Genomic DNA, 17,135 nt, shown 5'->3' on the forward strand with positions numbered 1-17,135 from the left:
CGAGTCGTGACTTCGCCCAGCACTCTGCGGTCCGGTGCGCTGTCCCTGGTCTCCAGTGTGGTGATCGGGGTGGCGTCGGCGGGGCCGGCGTACAGCATTACCGCCACGCTCGGATTGGTCGTCGTGGCCGTCGGTGCGCAATCGCCGATCATCGTGGTGCTGGCGTTCGTGCCGATGCTGCTGGTGGCCATCGGGTATCGGGATCTCAATGAGGTGGAGCCGGATCCGGGGACCACCTTCGTGTGGGCGACCCGGGCGTTCGGGCCGTTCACCGGGTGGATGGCCGGATGGGCCATCGTGGTGTCGGATCTGCTGGTGATGGCGAGCCTGGCGCAGATCAGCTCGCAGTACACCTTCCATCTGTTCGGGGCGCACGGGATCGGGTCGGACGGGACCAGCCTGTGGGTGCTGGGGCTGGGCATCCTCTATCTGATCGTCATGACCCTGGTCGCGGTGCGCGGCATCGACGTGTCGGCGCGGCTGCAATCGGTGCTGCTGAGCATCGAATTCGGGATGCTCGTGGTGTTCTCGGTGGTCGCGCTGACCCGGGTGATGCTGGGGCACGGGCCCGACGGGTCGGGGATGCCGCGCTGGGAGTGGTTCAACCCCTTCGCCATCGGGTCGTTCTCGGACTTCGTGACCGCGCTGCTGCTGATGGTGTTCATCTACTGGGGCTGGGACTCGGCGGTGTCGGTGAACCAGGAGACCGTGGACCCGCGGCACACGCCGGGACGGTCCGCGGTGTTGTCGACCATCACCCTGGTCGCGCTGTACCTGCTGGTGACCGTGGCCGCGCAGGCGTACGCGGGCGTCGGCACCGACGGGCTGGGGCTGGCCAATCCGGATCACGTCGACGATGTGCTGGGCGCGCTGGGCCGAGCCGTGTTCGGCGACAGCTGGATCGGGACCGCGGCGGTGTACCTGCTGTTCGGCATGGTGCTGACCTCGGCGGCGGCCTCCACCCAGACCACGATTCTGCCGACCGCGCGCACCACCTATTCGATGGCGCTGCATCACGCGCTGCCCGCCGCGTTCGGGCGGATCGATCCGCGTTTCCGGACACCGGTGTTCTCGACCTGGGTGTTCGGCGGGGTCTCGGTGGCGCTGTATGTGGGGCTGAACTTCGCCTCGGGCGGCCGTCTGATCGCCGAGGCGGTGACGGCCATCGGCATCTCCATCGGCCTGTACTACGGGCTCACCGGACTCAGCTGCGCCTGGCTGTACCGGCACGAATTCGCCGGTAACCCAAGGAAACTCGTGGTCAAGGGCATCCTTCCGACGCTGGGTGGGCTGGCGCTGCTGTTCGCGGCGGGCTGGACGGCGGTCACCTCGTGGTTCAGCGCGGTGTTCGTGCTGGGCGTGGGCACGCTGCTGATCGGCATTCCGATCTATCTGACGCTGGCGCGCGTCATGCCGCCGTTCTTCCGCGGTGAGGTGCTGGCGCGCAAGCTGCCCGCGCCGACCGAGAACATCATCGAGGCCGACGCGGAACCGGAGCCGGAAGCGCCCGCGTACAGCTGAATTCGCGATGGATGCGGCTGATCAGATGCCGTCCTCGCTCAGATTGGTGAGGATCTCGGCGGCCCACGGCGGATTGCCCGCGTCCTCGATGTCGACGACCCCGAGGACGGTCAAGTCGATGAGCAGCATGCCGGTGGCGAAGAAGCGGCGGACCTCGTAGATCGTCGCGCCGGTGAGCTCTTTGGCCAGTTGGAAGAGCTGCCCGAAGTGCTCGCGGATATTGGCGCCGATGGCAGGTTCGCCCGCGGCGGCGATGCCCTGCAGGAAGACCTTCGGTAGGTCGCTGTCGGTGAGGAAGTACTCGCCGAAGTGCTGGCCGAGGGCGTCGAGGCGGTCTTTGGGGGAGGCGTCGGGCTCGGCCTGGGTGGCGCCGGCCCGGAAGATCTCCCCGATGCGGTCGCACACCTGGTCCAGCACGGCCAGGAACAGCTGCTGCTTGGTGCCGAACAACCGGATCACATACGGCTGCGAGACGCCCGCGCGCCGCGCGATCTCATCGGTTTTCGTTGCGGCGTAACCCGATTCGGCGAACGCGGAGGTCGCGGCCGCGAGTACCTCGGCGCTGCGCTCGGTTGCCGTCATCCGGGTCCTGGTCATGGCTGTCGAGCCTCCTCGTCGTGAAGATTCCGGCGTCGTCGGGGAATCCTAGCTGCCATTGACATGTTATCAGTCGATGCATACTCTCTAGTTATCAGTCGATAACAACAAGGAAATGGTCATGACTGAAACACTCGGAACCTCAACTCTCACGGGCACAGTCGCCGCCAAGCGGCGACCGCTCGCCGCGGTCCTGGCGGCCGTCGGCATTCCCATGTTCATGGCCACACTCGACAATCTCGTGGTCACCTTCGCGCTGCCGGTCATCCGGACCGAGATGCACGCCTCGCTCACCGACCTGCAATGGTTCGTGAACGCCTACACCCTGTCGTTCGCGTCGATGCTGCTCACCGCGTCCGCGCTCGGCGACCGGCTCGGCCGCCGCCGGGTGTTCCTGTTCGGTATCGCGCTGTTCACGGCGGCTTCGGCGGCCTGCGCGCTGGCCACCGAACCGTGGATGCTGATTGCCGCGCGAGCGGTGCAGGGCATCGGTGGCGCGGCGGTGATGCCGTTGTCGCTGACGCTGTTGTCGGCGGCTGTGCCGGAGAAGATGCGCAGCGCGGCGATCGGCATCTGGGGTGGCATCACCGGGCTCGGCGTGGCGCTCGGGCCGGTGATCGGCGGCGCGGTGGTCTCCGGTCTGAGCTGGCAGTGGATCTTCTGGATCAATGTGCCGATCGGCATCGCGGCGGTACCGTTCGTCGCCCGCACACTGGACGAATCATTCGGTGGCGCAAAGAAGTTGGATCCGATCGGTGTGGTGCTCTCGGCGACCGGTATGCTGGCGCTGGTGTGGGGCGTGATCCACGGCGCGGATGACGGGTGGACCTCGGGCAAGGTGCTGACCGGACTGATCGGCGGCGCGGCCCTGCTGGCGGCATTCGTGGTGTGGGAGAACCGTTCCGCCGATCCCATGCTGCCGCTGCGACTGTTCCGGTCGCGCAGCTTCACGGCAGTCAATACCGTGCTGTTCACCTTCTCGGTCGGCGCGTTCGGCTCGATCTTCCTGCTGGCCCAGTACTTCCAGGTCGTGCAGGGCTACTCGCCGCTGCAGTCCGGAATCCGGACGCTGCCGTGGACCATGGCCCCGATGGTGGTGGCTCCGCTGGCCGGTCTGGTCGTGGATCGCGTCGGCGTCCGCCCCCTCATCGGCCTCGGCCAGGTCTTCCTGTCCGGCGCACTGCTGTGGATGTCGCTGATCACCAGCGTCGACGCGTCCTACAGCTCCTTCGTCCTGCCCTTCGTCCTCGGCGGCATCGGCATGGGCCTGACCTTCGCGCCGACCGCCACCGCCATCATGGTCAGTGCTGCCCCCGCCGACCAGGGCATGGCCTCGGGCACCAACAGCACCATTCGCGAGGTCGGCGTCGCCATGGGCGTCGCAATCCTCGCCTCGGTCTTCGCCTCCTACGGCTCCTACCTCAGCCCCGCCGCCTACGTAGACGGCCTCATCCCCGCCGTGAAGATCGGCGCGGCCATCGTCGCAGTCGGCGCGGTTGTCTCCCTGTTCCTCCCCAGCCGACGCGCCGTCGTCGAATCATCCACCGGCGCACCGGCTCTCGCTCACTGAGCGGGTTCGGTGGCCTCGAAGGCCTCGGCGACGGCAGCGACCACCTGCCGCATCGTCGGGGCCTTCTCGTCGCCGAGTTCCCTTTCGACGGAGGTCATGTCGACGTCGGGGAGGCCGCAGGCGATTGCGAGTTTCCAGGGGGTGAGGTCGCCGGTGACGTTGAGGGCGAAGCCGTGGGTGGAGACGTTGCGGCCTACTCGCATGCCGATTGAAGTGATTTTGCGGCCGGTGTCGCGGGTCCAGACTCCGGTGAGGAGTTCGGAGCCGGGTGGGGTGTCGCGGCGTTCGGCGGGGATGCCTAGTTCGGAAAGGACTGCGACTATTCGGTGTTCGACGTCGCGGATGAGGTCGACGACGCCCTCGCCGGGTTGGAGGCGGGCGATCAGGTAGCCGACGAGTTGGCCGGGGGCGTGGTAGGTGAGTTGGCCGCCGCGGTTGGTTGTGAAGACGGGGATGTTGGTTTCGGGGGCCGGGAGGTGGGCCTCGGGGGTGCGGCGGCCGATGGTGAAGGTCTGCTCGTGGCTCAGCAGCCAGAGGGTGTCGGGGCGCTCGTCGGCGACGCGCTGCTCCCACATCTCCTGCATTCGGTCCATCGCCGCGCCGTACTCGGTGAGGTGGTCGGTGTCGTCGATGAGGGTGAGGGGGCGGGACTTCACGGATTCATTGGTACCACTTCGGGCGATCGGGGATGCGGGTCACCCGGGGGATGCGATTCTGCTGGCCATGGCGCAAATCGTGAGTCGTCGTATGCATTGGGAGCACGCGACGTCGGTGCCTTTCACGGCGCTGGCGCTCGCCTTTCTGATCTCGTATGTGTGGCAGGTACTCGACCACGGGCGGACACCGGCGCTGGATGCCTGGCTGACCCGGATCGACATCGTGATCTGGGTGGTGTTCTCCGCGGATTTTCTTCTGCGGCTACGGATTTCGACGGATCGGCGGCGGTTCCTGCGGCACAACTGGCTGGACCTGTCGATCGTGCTGGTGCCACCCCTGCGGCCGCTGCGGTTACTGCGGGCGGCGTTGCTGATCATCGACGCGGTCGATCGGCACACCCGGTTCCAGGCGCGGATGCGGTTGGCGGTGTTCGTCGGGGTGAGTTCGGTGCTGCTCGTCCTGCTGTGCAGCGTGGCCGTTTACGACGCTGAACGCGATGCGCCGGGCGGCAATATCCACAGCCTCGGCGAGGCCGGGTGGTGGTCGATGGTGTCGGTGACCACGGTCGGCTACGGCGATTTCCATCCGGTGACCCTCACCGGACGGCTGATCGCGGTGGTGCTCATGACCGTCGGCATCGGGCTCATCTCCTTCACCATCGGTGCCGTCACCAGCTGGGTCATCGATAAGTTGCGGATTGTCGACGAATCGGTGGAACGGGCCGACCGCGACCTCGAGGAACTGCTCGACGAGGTCCGTTCGCTGCGGTCCGAGATCGCTGACCTGCGCGCCGAGCTGAGATCGGGCGCGGTGGCCGCCCGCCCCGAACCACGCCGGGAGGTGGCTGCGAGCTGGGGAAATCCAGGTGAGGTGGGCTGATTACAAGGATTACGATGCGACCAGCAAGAATGGGAGAGCAATCCCGACCCGTAACCAGCCTGGGGAGTGACGAACCATCGTGGCCGACGACAACAGTGCCGAGCAGAACGCTGCCTTGAGCGAGGAATCGCTCGCTGCCGCCGCGGAAGCTGCAGAGAAGGCGTTTGCCGCGGCCGCCACCCTGGACGAGCTGGCGACCGCCAAGACCGAGTACATGGGCGGCAAGTCCCCGATCTCGCTGGCGCAGCGATCGCTGGGCAGCCTGCCCAAGGAGGAGAAGGCCGAGGCCGGCAAGCGCGTGAACGTGGCGCGCGGCCGGGTGTCGAGCGCTTTCGAGGCGCGCCAGGCCGAGCTGCTCGCCGAGCGCGACGCGGCGGTGCTGGTCGCCGAGACCATCGACGTGACCCTGCCCGCGCGTCGGCACGCCGAAGGTGCGCGGCACCCGATCTCGGTGCTGTCCGAGCGCGTCGCGGACGTGTTCGTGGCCATGGGCTGGGAGGTCGCCGAGGGCCCCGAGGTCGAGACCGAGCACTTCAACTTCGACGCCCTGAACTTCCTGCCGGACCACCCGGCGCGCACGATGCAGGACACCTTCCACATCGCGCCCGAGGGTTCGCGGCAGGTGCTGCGCACGCACACCTCGCCGGTTCAGGTGCGCTCCATGCTGTCTCGCGAGCTGCCGATCTACGTGGTGTGCCCGGGGCGGACCTTCCGCACCGATGAGCTGGATGCCACGCATACCCCGGTGTTCTCGCAGGTCGAGGGTCTGGCCGTCGACAAGGGTCTGACCATGGCGCACCTCAAGGGCACCCTGGACGCGTTCGCGCGGGCGCTGTTCGGTCCGAACACGACGACCCGCATGCGGCCGAGCTACTTCCCCTTCACCGAGCCGTCCGCCGAGGTGGACGTGTGGTTCGAGGACAAGAAGGGCGGCCCCGGCTGGGTCGAGTGGGGCGGCTGCGGCATGGTGAACCCGAAGGTGTTGATCGCCAGCGGCATCGACCCCGAGGTGTACAGCGGTTTCGCGTTCGGCATGGGCCTGGAGCGGACCCTGCAGTTCCGCAACGGCCTGCCGGACATGCGCGACATCGTCGAGGGCGACGTGCGTTTCACGCTGCCGTTCGGCATCCAGTCCTGATCTGACCCCGCTGAGTCCATTCACTGAACAAGGAAGCGAAACGTCAAGTGCGAGTAGCGCAGTCCTGGCTGACGGACATCCTGCAGCGGACCACCCCCGGGTGGTCGGTGACGCCGGAGGAACTCGACGCGGGGTTCGTCCGGGTCGGTCTGGAGGTCGAAGAGGTCGATCCGCTGGAGCCGGTGGGCGGTGACATCGACCACCCGCTGGTGGTCGGCCGGGTCGCCGAGATCACCGAGCTGACCGAGTTCAAGAAGCCGATCCGCTTCTGCAAGGTGGACGTCGGCAATCCGGAGCTGCAGGAGATCGTCTGCGGCGCACGGAATTTCGCCGTCGGCGATCTGGTGGTCGTTGTGCTGCCGGGCGGCGTGCTGCCCGGCGGCTTCAAGATCTCGTCGCGGAAGACCTACGGGCACACCAGCAACGGCATGATCTGCTCCGTTGCCGAGCTTGGCATCGGCAAGGATCACAGCGGCATCCTGGTGCTCGAGCCCGGCACCGCCGAGCCGGGCGCGGACGCGAATGTGCTGCTGGGCCTGGACGATACGGTCATCGAGCTGGCCATCACGCCCGACCGCGGCTACGCCTTCTCGGCGCGCGGCCTGGCGCGTGAACTCGCCTGCGGCTTCGACCTCGAGTACGGCGATCCGGCGCAGCGCCTGCTGCCCGACAGCGACGCCGAGGCCTGGTTGGTGAAGCTGGAGCCCGAATCGCTGTGCACCCGTTTCGCGGCGCGCCGGGTGACCGGTGTCGACCCGAAGGCCGTGAGCCCCTGGCGGTTGCAGCGTCGCCTGCTGCTCTCGGGTGTGCGCCCGATCTCCCCGGCCGTGGACGTCACCAACTACGTGATGCTCGAGCTGGGCCAGCCGCTGCACGCCTTCGACGCCGCCAAGGTGCAGGGCGGCCTCGTCGTGCGCCGCGCGCACAAGGGCGAAACCCTGCGCACCCTCGACGAGGTCGAACGCACCCTCGACGCCGAGGACGTGGTGATCGCCGACAACTCCGGCGTGGTGTCGCTGGCCGGTGTCATGGGCGGCGCGAGCACCGAGGTCGGCGCGGAGACCACCGACGTGCTGCTCGAGGCGGCGACCTGGAACCCGGTCGCCATCGCGCGCACCGCACGTCGGCACAAGCTGTCCTCCGAGGCGAGCCGTCGCTACGAGCGCGTTGTCGACCCCGAGATCAATGTGATCGCACTCGACCGCGCCGCCACGCTGCTGGCCGAAATCGCCGGTGGCACCGTCGAATCCGTGCTGACCGACGTGCGCGTACCGACCCCGGCCCCCCAGCCGATCGCCATGAACATCGACCTGGCCGACCGCACCGCGGGCGTGCACTACGCCCCCGGCGCGGCCACCCGCCGCCTGCAGCAGGTGGGTTGCTCCATCGAGGTCGGCGTCAGCGAGGCCGGACATGGCCAGTTGGTCGTCACCCCGCCGAGCTGGCGCCCCGACCTCACCCAGCCCGCCGACCTGGTCGAGGAGGTGCTGCGCCTCGAGGGCCTGGACAAGATCCCGTCGGTGCTGCCCACCGCCCCCGCGGGCCGCGGCCTCACCGCCGAGCAGCGCCGCCGCCGCGCGGTCAGCAAGGCGCTGGCCTTCGAGGGCTGCGTCGAGGTCCCCGCGCCGGTCTTCATGCCCGGCGGCGTCTTCGACACCTGGGGCCTGGACGCCGACGACCCGCGCCGCAAGACCCTGCGCGTCCTCAACCCCCTGGACGTCGAACGCGCCGAACTCTCCTCGACCCTGCTGCCGGGTCTGCTGGAGATCGCCGCCCGCAACATCTCCCGCGGTGAGCGCGACCTCGCCATCTACGGCATCGGCCAGGTCACCCTGCCCACCGACGAGACGGTCGCGGTCCAGCCGATCCCGGTCGACCGCCGCCCCACCGAGGACGAGATCGCGGTCCTGCTGAAGTCGTTGCCGCAGCAGCCGATCCAGATCGGCGCGGTGCTGACCGGCCGCCGCGAGCCGCGAGGGCCGTGGGGTCCGGGGCGTGCGGTCGAGGCGAGCGACGCCTTCGCCCTGGTCGACGCGATCGCCGATGCGGCGGGCGTGGTGATCGAACGCCGCGCGGCGCAGTACCTTCCGTGGCATCCGGGGCGGTGCGCTGAGCTCCTCGTCGACGGTGTCGTCGTCGGTCATGCCGGTGAACTGCACCCCGCAGTCTTGGAGCGTTCGAGCCTGCCGCCGCGCACGTGTGCGGTCGAGCTGGATCTGGATGCGCTGCCGGTTCGTGAAGTTCGACCCACCCCCGTGGTTTCCGCGTTCCCGGCGGTGCTTCAGGACGTGTCGGTGAGCGTCGACAAGGCGGTGCCCGCGGCGTCGGTCGAGGCCGCGCTGCGCGGTGGTGCGGGCGAATTGCTCGAAACCATCTCGCTGTTCGATGTGTACGAGGGTGCGCAGGCGGGTGAGGGGCGGAAGTCGCTCACGTACGCGCTGCGGTTCCGGGCACAGGATCGGACGCTGACCGAGGACGAGGCCAGTGCTGCGCGGGACGCGGCTGTGGCTGCGGCGTCGTCGGCGGTGGGAGCCGTTCTCCGCTGACGGAGAAGACAAGACAAAAGACGAAGAGACAAAAGAAGAAAAGACAAAAGACGCCTGGAGAAGGGGGAGGAGGTGGCTGGGTTCGCGGCCTCGGCTGCGGCACCAGCCTCCTCGAGGCTCGGGCGCGCAGCGGCCCGGGGTAGAACACTCAAAGACACCCGCCGCGTGTCCGATTCGCCCGGTTCCTGTCATCGAGAGGAACATCCTGGAGGCGGGATTAGGGAGGAACCGGACAAAGGCCCTCCAGGATGTGCCGCTCGGCGAACGGGGAGCCGGGTGAGGGGATGACGGGGAGGGGTTTTGGGTCTTTGTCCTTTTTGGTTTTGTCTTGGAAGGTGATCCGTGCAGTCCGTGGGCCGGGATCGGCGTGGTGACGGCTCCCAACCCGGCGTCAGCCCAAGTCCGGTAGGGCAGGCGAAGCGACCACACTTTTCGTTCGCTTTGCGAACGCCTCGCGAGGATGAGCGGCCCGGGTTCAGGCCGCCCGTGAACCCCACTCCCGGCAGCTTGCGGCGATGCTAGTGGCGACCCACTGCCCGACGTGATGTTTCTCGTTCACGCGAGGCGTGCGCGTCGGGTCGATTGCCTTGGGCGCGATCCAGGCGACGCGGCCGGGGTGCGGGGAGTCCTTGCCGAGCATCACCGTGGACCACCCGTCGGCACTGTCGTTGACGAGCGCGTGGTGGTGATCGCACACCAGGGCCAGGTTTGTCAGATCGGTGGGTCCGCCTTTGGCCCAGTCGATTACGTGGTGGGCGGCGCACATGGATGCTGGCGCGTCGCAGTCGGGGTGGGTGCAGCCTTTATCGCGGGCGATCAGCGCGAGGCGCTGTCCCGGGGTGGCGAGGCGTTGGGCGGTGGCGGTCTGCTTACCGGATTTACCCTTCGACGAGGCCGAGTCGCTATGGCGCTGAGGAGGATTGGTCAGCGGCTTGCAGCGTCCGAGGAAGAGCGGAATTCCGTTGGCGTCGAGGACGGTGAGTACCGGGCGGGTGCCGGTGGCCATCTTCAATGCCTCGTTGACCGACATGTGGCCGCCGGTCGCGGTGGTCGCGATCCCGGTGCCACGCTCGAGGTCTTCGAGGCTCATCGACAGGCACACCTGCACCGGCAGGCCACGGTGGTTGCCGAGCTTGGAGAAGTCGACACTGGGCTGCAGCAGCGCGAACAGGGCATCGTGGTTGCGCTGCCCGATATCGCGGCGATCCCGGCGCGCGGCCGCCTCCAGCACGGCCGAGTCGATGACCGCGCCCAGCCCGGCGACATCCGACGCCGGGCTGTCGGGGTCTTCGAGGTTGCACATGCCCGGGCGAGCGAACTTGGCCAGCAACGCATCCAGCAGGGCGCGCAGCTCCGGGGTCAGCCAGCCTTCGATCCAGCTCATGCCGTCCACGCCCGGACGGCCGATGATGAGGCCGCGTCGGCGTCGGCGATCGGCGTCGTTGATGACCTTGCCGTCCGGGTCCAGGCGGGCCAGGATCTCACGCCCGATCTTGGGCAGGTCATCGGGAAACAGCCCCTCGCAGGACTTCTCGACCAGCAGCCGCTCGGTCTCCACCCGCGCCTCGGCGGGAATGTCGGTGGGCAGGTGGTTCATGATGTCCATGATGTGGCGGACATGATCGCGCGAAATATCGCCTGCTTCAAAGGCTTCCGCTGCCTTCGCGAGAGCGGCGGGCCGCAGGTGGCCGGTCGGCTCGAAGACCTCCGCGCACTCACGGGTGATCTTCACCCGCACCGACGCGTCATGCGCCGAAAGACCGAGGGTGTGGCGCAGGAACGGAACCAGCTTGCCCGCACCGCTGGCCTCGGGCAGGGAACGATCGGAGGCTTCGATGATGAGTTTCGAATCCAGCGCGGACAACTGACGCTTGCAGGTCTCCAACTGCTGCATCAACACGACGACATCGGCGTCGGAGAACTGTGCCAGGTTGCCGTGCCCGACGGTGTTCGACAGGGTCTCGACCGCGGCCGCAAGTTCGGCGATCCCGCAGTCGTTGAATGTCACCCCCATCGAATCCATGTTCTAATTCTACCTCTTTCATGATCGCACCAAAAGCCGAATTACGTTGTGATATAAGCACTTTCAGAATATCTGGCGTTTCCCAAAGCCTGCATACATGCCGATGAAGCAGAATGCGCGAGTGGAATCTGTCGATCTATCCCGCACAACCGTGCGCAAGGTGACCATTCGCTTGGTCCCGTTCCTGGGCCTGTTGTATTTCGTCAACTACCTGGACCGCGTGAACATCGGATTCGCCGGTCCCAACGGTATGAAGACCGATCTAGGCCTGAGTGAAACAGCATTCGGCTTCGCCTCGGGCATCTTCTTTCTGGGCTACCTCGTGCTGGAGGTACCCAGCAATCTGGCGCTGCACCGATTCGGCGCGCGTCGATGGATCGCGCGAATCCTGGTGACCTGGGGCGTGATCGCCTCAGCGATGGCGTTCGTGCCGAACGGTACCGCCCTCATCGCCTTGCGCTTCCTGCTGGGCGTCGCCGAGGCCGGATTCTTTCCCGGCATCCTGCTCTACCTGACGTACTGGTTCCCGCAAAAGCAGCGAGCACGCGTGGTCGCGTTGTTCATGACGGCCGTGCCGATCTCCACCGCCTTGGGCGCGACCCTGTCCAGCCTCATATTGCAATGGGGCGACGGCGTTTTCGGCCTCAGCGGCTGGCGCTTCATGTTTCTGGTCGAAGGCGTCCCCTCCCTGCTCCTGGCCGTCGTCACCTGGTGGTACCTCACCGACCGCCCGGAGCAGGCGACGTGGTTGGACCAGGCGGAACGGGAATGGCTGGCGCAGGAGCTCGCGTCCGAGGAACAGCAGCGGACCACCAACGAGCATTGGACGCTGCGAAAGTCGTTGACACATCCGCGGATTCTCGGACTGGCTCTGGTCTACGCCGGGATCGTGTACGGGCTGTACGCGCTCGGTTTCTTCCTGCCGACCATCATCAACGGCTTCCAGCAGCAGTACGGCACGCACTATTCGGTCATCCAGCGCGGCCTGATCAATGCGGTCCCGTATGTGATCGGTGCCGTGGTGATGGTGTGGTGGAGCCGCCACGGCGACCGCACCGGCGAGCGCGCCTGGCATGTGGCCTTGCCCGCGTTGGTCGGCGGCCTGGCGATTCCGGTGACCCTCTATCTCGGAAATCCGTTCAGCGCCATGGTCGCGGTGACCGTCTGCGCGGTCGGTGTGCTGGCGGCCCTGCCGACATTCTGGGCGCTCCCGAGCACCTTTCTGTCCGGTGCGGCCGCCGCCGGCGGTATCGCCCTGATCAATTCGATCGGCAATGTCAGCGGTTTCGCCGCGCCCTACATAACGGGCTGGTTGAAGGATTGGACCGGCACGCAGAAAGCCGGATTGTGGGTGGTCGGGGCCTGCATGGTGGCCTCGGCCCTGGGCGCATTGGCCCTGCGGCGAGGAATCCGGGAGCCGGTGGGGTAAGAAAGGACTATGTGGCATCCGGCGGACCCGATTTTGAATGCGCTGACCTATCAGCCGGGTGATCGGCGGATCGTGGCCACGCCCGAAATGTTCGGGATCCCGTACGAGGACCTTTCGCTGACCACCTCGGATGGGGAGACGCTGAACGCGTGGTTCGTTCGGGCTGCCGGGGAACCGCTGGCGCACATTCTGTTCGCGCACGGGAACGGCGGGAATATCGGTGACCGATCACCGATGCTGGCCATGCTGGCGGCGGTCGGGTTCGACGTGCTCGTCTTCGACTACCGCGGTTACGGGCGCAGTACCGGCCGGACCAGCGAGCAGGGGACCTACCGGGATGCGCGGGCCGCTCGGGACGCACTGCTCGCGCAGCCGGGGATCGATCCGAATCGGGTGGTGTATCTGGGGAAGTCGCTGGGTGGGGGAGTGATGCTCGAGTTGGCGAACGCCTTCCCACCCGCCGCCTTGCTGCTCATGTCGACGTTCACCGGGCTGCGGGCAGCCGCCGCGGCGGTGTACCCGTTCCTGCCGAAGGTGTTCGTGCCCAACGCCTATCCGAGCCTGAAGCGGATTCGGGGCCTGCGGTGTCCGGTGCTGATCATGCATGGTGATACCGATGAACTGCTGCCGGTGGAGATGGGGCGAACCTTGTTCGCGGCCGCGCCGGAGCCCAAGGAACTGGTGATCTACGCCGGTGGGATGCACAACGATCTGATCGGCTTCCCGGGGTGGGCGGAGACGGTGGCCGAGTGGGCGGCGGGGGTGTTGCCGCCCAAGCGGCTCACTTCAGGATGATGTTGGCGAGGAACTCGGCATTGCTGCCGGTCTTGCGGAGGCCGTCGAGCAGTAGGTCGATGGCGCGCTGATCGTCGAGTTCGGCGAGGGTGCGGCGGAGTTTGGTGACCGCCAGGCGCTCGTCGGGGGCGAAGAGGAGTTCGTCGCGGCGGGTGCTGGACTTGGCGATGTCCACCGCCGGGAAGATGTGGCGGCCGGCGAGGGTGCGGTCGAGTTTGAGCTCGGCATTGCCGGTGCCCTTGTACTCCTCGAAGATGACCGTGTCGGCGAGCGAACCGGTTTCGACCAACGCGCTGGCGATGATGGTCAGCGAACCGCCGCCTTCGATATTGCGGGCCGCGCCCAGGAACCGCTTCGGGGGCAGTAGCGCCGTGGAATCCACACCGCCGGAAAGGATTCGGCCCGAGGCGTGGCCGGTCATGTTGTAGGCGCGGGCGAGCCGGGTGAGCGAGTCGAGCAGGACTACGACATCGCGTCCCTCCTCGACCAGGCGCTGCGCGCGCTCGATGGCCAGTTCGGCCAGTGCGGTCTGCTCGGCCGGGGAATGATCGAAGGTGGCCGCGACGACCTCGGCGGGAACTCCGCGTGAGAGGTCGGTGACCTCCTCGGGGCGTTCGCCGATCAGCACCAGCATGAGGTGCGCTTCGGGGTGATTGGCGGCGATGCCGTGCGCGATCGCTTGCAGCACAGAGGTTTTGCCCGCCTTGGGCGGTGCCACGACGAGGGCGCGCTGGCCCTTGCCGATCGGCATGATCAGGTCGGTGACGCGGGTGGTGAGCTTGTGCGCCGTGGTTTCCAGCCGCAGTCGCTCATCGGGGTGGACGGGGGTCAGGTCCCGGAAGTGCGGGCGCTTCGGCAGGTCGGCGGCCGGATGGCCGTTCACGGTGTCGACGCGCACCAGCGGAGCGTGCTTGCCGCTCTTGGGATTCGGCTGCGCCAGGCCGGTGATGGCGTCCCCGCGGCGTAGTCCATGCCCGCGGATGAGGCGGGTGGGGACGTGGATATCGTGCGGACCGGGGAGATAGCCGCTGGTGCGCAGCACGCCCGTCTGGCCGGTGATGTCCAGGATTCCCGTTGCGGGGGAAAGGGTTTCGATGTGATCGAGTTCTCGGGCCCGGTCGGGTTGTACGGGACTCGACATGCGTTCGATGGTTGTCATGAGTGGTTCTCCTAAGGAGGAAGTGGTGACTTGTGCACCGGGAGTGAATGATCGGGTCGGCCGGATGCGGCCGATGGCGGTACGGAACCGCCGGTGAGGTCGAAAGCGTCCGGGTGGCTGACTGCGGCTATGTCGAAATCGGTACAGCTCTGCCGGGATCGAACTCGGGAGGGAAGAAATCTCGCGGGAAGGGACTCGGTGTCTACCTGCGTCCACAAGATTGCGACGACCCCACCGTACGCCGAACTCGAACGCTTTGGCAATGCCCTCTCCGTTTCGGCGAGTTGCGTAGCCTGGAATCCATGAGCGATGCCCAGGAACTCGCGGTGTTGTTGGCGCAACTGCCGGATGCCGAACTCGCGGCCGTCGTGGAGGTCGCGACCGACGGTAAGGCCGGTCTGGCCGCCCTGCACGCGGTGGCCCAGTCGCTGGCCGCCACCCTCGGTCATGCACCCGATGTCATCGATGTGACTCCTGACACCCTGTCGGTCGAAGGCTATTCACAGTCTCAGACGGCTGGCGTATCGGGCCAGGTCGGAGGGGGTCCGGTGGTGACCGGAGTACCGGTACCACCTGCGGGTATGCCCACCGCCCCCGGGATCGGGGGTTATACCAACTCCGGCGTCCCTACTTTCGAGTCAGTTCGCGATAAGGTCGAGCAGCGCTACGGCACATCGCAGGGGATGGGCGAACTCGATCGGCAGACACCCGTGGGTCGTAGCGTCGAGGAACAGTGGGATGCGCGCGCCAAGGCCGCGCGGGAACGTTTGGATCAGATCCGAAAATCGATGCACGGCAAGGGTTCCGAGCAGGGCAGCGATTCCGAGTGATCCCGGCGTTCCGCTTATCGGAATGGGTGGAACAGTGACCGAGTCTGAGTCGCGACCGCGAGAGCCTCGCGAAATCGCCGAGAAGCTGCTCGATCTGCAGGTCGACTTCATTGTCGCCGAGGTCAGCGGCGACCGCTTCGCCGAAGTGATCGCCCGCGACGTCAAGGATGTGGTGGGTGTCGCGGACACCATCATCTTCCGGGACGTGGTGGAGATCGAGCAGGCCAAGCAGACCGTCGCCAATGTCATCGATCTGATCGGCGGCAGTCCCGTGCTGGGCGAGATGGTCGAGACGTTGGCCGGCTCGCTGTACCAGGACATCGCCGAGAACACCGACTACACGCTGGGTGACGTGGTGGATCGGGAACCGGTCGAGGCGCTGCTGGAGAAGATCTTCGGCATGCACCAGGCCCAGGAACGAATTCTGGAACGGCTCACCGAGAGCCCCCTGGTCGCGACCGTGGCCGCCAAGTTCGTGGACAAACTGGTCGACGATTTCATGGAGACCAACAAGCAGATCGCCGGAAAGATTCCCGGTGTCGGCTCGCTGGTGTCGATGGGCACCAATGCCGCGAAGTCGGCGCGCAAGGCCGCGGAGAAGGCCGGCGGCACGTTCATCGGCGAAATGGCGGGCAAGGGCGCGCAATTCGCGCTCAAGCGCACCAATAACGCGATCCGCGAAATGCTGCGTGACTCGCCCGTGCACGACGCGGCCATGGAATTCTGGGACCTGCACGCCGGTGAACCGGTCGCGGGCCTCAAGGAGTACCTGTCCCAGCAGGATCTGGTGGACCTGGCGCAGATCATCTACCGGATCGCGCTGACCACCCGCAACAAGGAATACGTCGGCGTGCTGGTGGATCAGGGCGTCGAGGTCTTCTTCGAGAAGTACGGTGACCACACCCTCGCCGGTCTGCTGCCGGAGCTGGGGTTGTCCGAGGAGGTCATCGCCGAGGAGATCCTGCGCTACGGCCCGGCCGTGGTGGAGGCCGCCAAGCGGAACGGTGTGCTGGCCAAGCTGATTCGGGAGCGGCTGGAGCCGTTCTTCCTGTCGGAGCCGGTGCTCGCGGTGCTTGCCGGGAACTGACGTTCATTCCCTGGAGGGCTGAGACATCATTCCCTGAAGGGAATCGCTCATGGCACCGAGTCCGAGCAGACTCGGTGCCATGACGAACATCAACGAACTCGCCGACCGCTACCTGGCCCAGTGGAATGAATCCGATCCGGCCTTGCGCCACAAGCTGATTCACGAACTGTGGGCCGAGGACGGGGCGCAGATCCTCGTCGATCCGCCGGAGGATCTGCGAAACGCCGCTACTAACTTGAACTTCCCGATTCCGGTGCTCGAGGTGCGCGGGCATCACGCGCTGGAGCGGCGGGTGGATCGGGCCTACGAAATGTTCATCGCGACCGGCCACCGCTTCGTGCAGCGCGGGGAGGCGAAGCCGCTGCTGAAGAACGTCATCGCCTTCACCTGGTCGATGGTGACCGACGACGGCACCGTGGTCGGCGGCGGAATGGATGTCCTGGCTCTGAACGAGGACGGCCGGATCCGCACCGATCACCAGCACATCGGGGTCGACTAATCGACGATGGCGATGCCGTCGATCTCGACCAGCATCTCCTCACGGGGCAAGCCCGTGAAAACGGTTGTGCGGCTGGGGAGTACGTCACTGGTGGTGTGCTCGTTGACGAACTTCCCGTATGCCTCGTTCATGATGGCGAAGTCCTCGCGCTTGGTGAGGTAGACGCGCAGCATCACCACGTCGTCGAAGCTCGCGCCGCCCGCCTCGACGATCGCCTTCACATTCTCCAGGGTCCGGATCGTCTGGGCCGCAACGTCTCCCGGGTACAGGTACTCGCTGGTGGCCGGGTCGACGGGGCCCTGGCCGGAGACCTGGAGGAACGGGCCCTTGCGCACGCCCTGGGAGAAGGTGTGGGCGGGGGCCGGGGCATTGTCGGTGCGGATGGCGATCTTCTGGCTCATGGTC

14 protein-coding genes and 1 pseudogene are annotated in these 17,135 nt (G+C 66.9%); 10 read left to right on the forward strand and 5 right to left on the reverse strand.

What is annotated here, in order from left to right; all coding sequences use genetic code 11:
* Positions 1 to 6: 6 nt before the first annotated feature.
* Positions 7 to 1,521, forward strand: a complete 1,515-nt coding sequence (locus tag ON43_RS13210) for an APC family permease (RefSeq protein ID WP_063712538.1) — start codon at positions 7 to 9, stop codon at positions 1,519 to 1,521.
* Between the two features lie 21 nt (positions 1,522 to 1,542).
* On the opposite strand, the gene ON43_RS13215 is transcribed toward ON43_RS13210, so the two are convergent.
* A complete protein-coding gene (locus ON43_RS13215) occupies positions 1,543 to 2,118 on the reverse strand; it encodes a TetR/AcrR family transcriptional regulator (protein ID WP_040807294.1) in 576 nt (191 codons plus the stop codon).
* 121 nt (positions 2,119 to 2,239) lie between these two features.
* On the opposite strand from ON43_RS13215, the gene ON43_RS13220 reads away from it, so the two are divergent.
* Complete coding sequence (locus ON43_RS13220; protein ID WP_051178377.1) at positions 2,240 to 3,688, forward strand: MFS transporter; 1,449 nt, start codon at positions 2,240 to 2,242, stop codon at positions 3,686 to 3,688.
* On the opposite strand, the gene lipB is transcribed toward ON43_RS13220, so the two are convergent.
* On the reverse strand, positions 3,682 to 4,344 hold the full coding sequence (gene lipB, locus ON43_RS13225; RefSeq protein WP_051178365.1) for a lipoyl(octanoyl) transferase LipB: 663 nt from the start codon (positions 4,342 to 4,344) through the stop codon (positions 3,682 to 3,684). The genes ON43_RS13220 and lipB overlap by 7 nt on opposite strands.
* 79 nt (positions 4,345 to 4,423) lie before the next feature.
* On the opposite strand from lipB, the gene ON43_RS13230 reads away from it, so the two are divergent.
* The 3 genes from ON43_RS13230 to pheT all read left to right on the forward strand — a co-directional run bounded on the left by ON43_RS13230 (position 4,424) and on the right by pheT (position 8,908).
* Positions 4,424 to 5,224: a potassium channel family protein gene (locus ON43_RS13230; protein ID WP_245568565.1), complete on the forward strand. Its 801-nt coding sequence runs from the start codon at positions 4,424 to 4,426 to the stop codon at positions 5,222 to 5,224.
* A gap of 79 nt (positions 5,225 to 5,303) precedes the next feature.
* On the forward strand, positions 5,304 to 6,362 hold the full coding sequence (gene pheS, locus ON43_RS13235) for a phenylalanine--tRNA ligase subunit alpha (RefSeq protein ID WP_040807297.1): 1,059 nt from the start codon (positions 5,304 to 5,306) through the stop codon (positions 6,360 to 6,362).
* Between the two features lie 47 nt (positions 6,363 to 6,409).
* Entirely contained in the window at positions 6,410 to 8,908 is a 2,499-nt protein-coding gene (gene pheT / locus ON43_RS13240; RefSeq protein WP_040807299.1) for a phenylalanine--tRNA ligase subunit beta, read from the forward strand.
* Positions 8,909 to 9,383: 475 nt separating this feature from the next.
* Here pheT and ON43_RS13245 read toward each other — a convergent pair whose 3' ends face one another.
* Positions 9,384 to 10,931 carry an HNH endonuclease signature motif containing protein gene (locus ON43_RS13245; protein ID WP_051178366.1) on the reverse strand — a complete coding sequence of 516 codons (1,548 nt, stop codon included), beginning with the start codon at positions 10,929 to 10,931 and terminating at the stop codon, positions 9,384 to 9,386.
* Positions 10,932 to 11,052: 121 nt separating this feature from the next.
* Here ON43_RS13245 and ON43_RS13250 point away from each other — a divergent pair, with 121 nt between their 5' ends.
* Positions 11,053 to 12,360, forward strand: coding sequence for an MFS transporter (locus tag ON43_RS13250; RefSeq protein WP_040807301.1), 1,308 nt, complete (start codon positions 11,053 to 11,055; stop codon positions 12,358 to 12,360).
* Between the two features lie 9 nt (positions 12,361 to 12,369).
* Positions 12,370 to 13,155 (forward strand): alpha/beta hydrolase, encoded by a 786-nt coding sequence (locus ON43_RS13255; RefSeq protein WP_040807303.1) that lies wholly within the window; start codon positions 12,370 to 12,372, stop codon positions 13,153 to 13,155.
* Here the strand turns inward: ON43_RS13255 and ON43_RS13260 are convergent.
* A pseudogene (locus ON43_RS13260) lies at positions 13,142 to 14,263 on the reverse strand (transcription termination factor Rho, short form); the annotation flags it as partial. The gene ON43_RS13255 and the pseudogene ON43_RS13260 overlap by 14 nt on opposite strands.
* A gap of 353 nt (positions 14,264 to 14,616) precedes the next feature.
* Here ON43_RS13260 and ON43_RS45750 point away from each other — a divergent pair.
* The 3 genes from ON43_RS45750 to ON43_RS13275 all read left to right on the forward strand — a co-directional run bounded on the left by ON43_RS45750 (position 14,617) and on the right by ON43_RS13275 (position 16,730).
* Positions 14,617 to 15,144 carry a hypothetical protein gene (locus ON43_RS45750; RefSeq protein ID WP_174416466.1) on the forward strand — a complete coding sequence of 176 codons (528 nt, stop codon included), beginning with the start codon at positions 14,617 to 14,619 and terminating at the stop codon, positions 15,142 to 15,144.
* Between the two features lie 34 nt (positions 15,145 to 15,178).
* Positions 15,179 to 16,231 (forward strand): hypothetical protein, encoded by a 1,053-nt coding sequence (locus ON43_RS13270; RefSeq protein WP_040807308.1) that lies wholly within the window; start codon positions 15,179 to 15,181, stop codon positions 16,229 to 16,231.
* A gap of 79 nt (positions 16,232 to 16,310) precedes the next feature.
* Positions 16,311 to 16,730 (forward strand): hypothetical protein, encoded by a 420-nt coding sequence (locus ON43_RS13275; protein ID WP_040807309.1) that lies wholly within the window; start codon positions 16,311 to 16,313, stop codon positions 16,728 to 16,730.
* On the opposite strand, the gene ON43_RS13280 is transcribed toward ON43_RS13275, so the two are convergent.
* Positions 16,727 to 17,131, reverse strand: a complete 405-nt coding sequence (locus ON43_RS13280; protein WP_040807310.1) for a RidA family protein — start codon at positions 17,129 to 17,131, stop codon at positions 16,727 to 16,729. The genes ON43_RS13275 and ON43_RS13280 overlap by 4 nt on opposite strands.
* Between the last annotated feature and the right edge of the window lie 4 nt (positions 17,132 to 17,135).

It is taken from the genome of Nocardia concava NBRC 100430, from assembly GCF_000308815.1.
In the GTDB taxonomy this organism is placed as follows: domain Bacteria; phylum Actinomycetota; class Actinomycetes; order Mycobacteriales; family Mycobacteriaceae; genus Nocardia; species Nocardia concava.

What these genes read in the sequence shown, in the direction of transcription:
- ON43_RS13215 (WP_040807294.1), bottom strand. Translation starts at nt 2,118, where the DNA reads ATGACCAGGACCCGGATGACGGCAACCGAGCGCAGCGCCGAGGTACTC.
- ON43_RS13220 (WP_051178377.1), top strand. Translation starts at nt 2,240, where the DNA reads ATGACTGAAACACTCGGAACCTCAACTCTCACGGGCACAGTCGCCGCC.
- ON43_RS13245 (WP_051178366.1), bottom strand. Translation starts at nt 10,931, where the DNA reads ATGGATTCGATGGGGGTGACATTCAACGACTGCGGGATCGCCGAACTT.
- ON43_RS13255 (WP_040807303.1), top strand. Translation starts at nt 12,370, where the DNA reads ATGTGGCATCCGGCGGACCCGATTTTGAATGCGCTGACCTATCAGCCG.
- ON43_RS45750 (WP_174416466.1), top strand. Translation starts at nt 14,617, where the DNA reads ATGAGCGATGCCCAGGAACTCGCGGTGTTGTTGGCGCAACTGCCGGAT.
- ON43_RS13275 (WP_040807309.1), top strand. Translation starts at nt 16,311, where the DNA reads ATGACGAACATCAACGAACTCGCCGACCGCTACCTGGCCCAGTGGAAT.
- ON43_RS13280 (WP_040807310.1), bottom strand. Translation starts at nt 17,131, where the DNA reads ATGAGCCAGAAGATCGCCATCCGCACCGACAATGCCCCGGCCCCCGCC.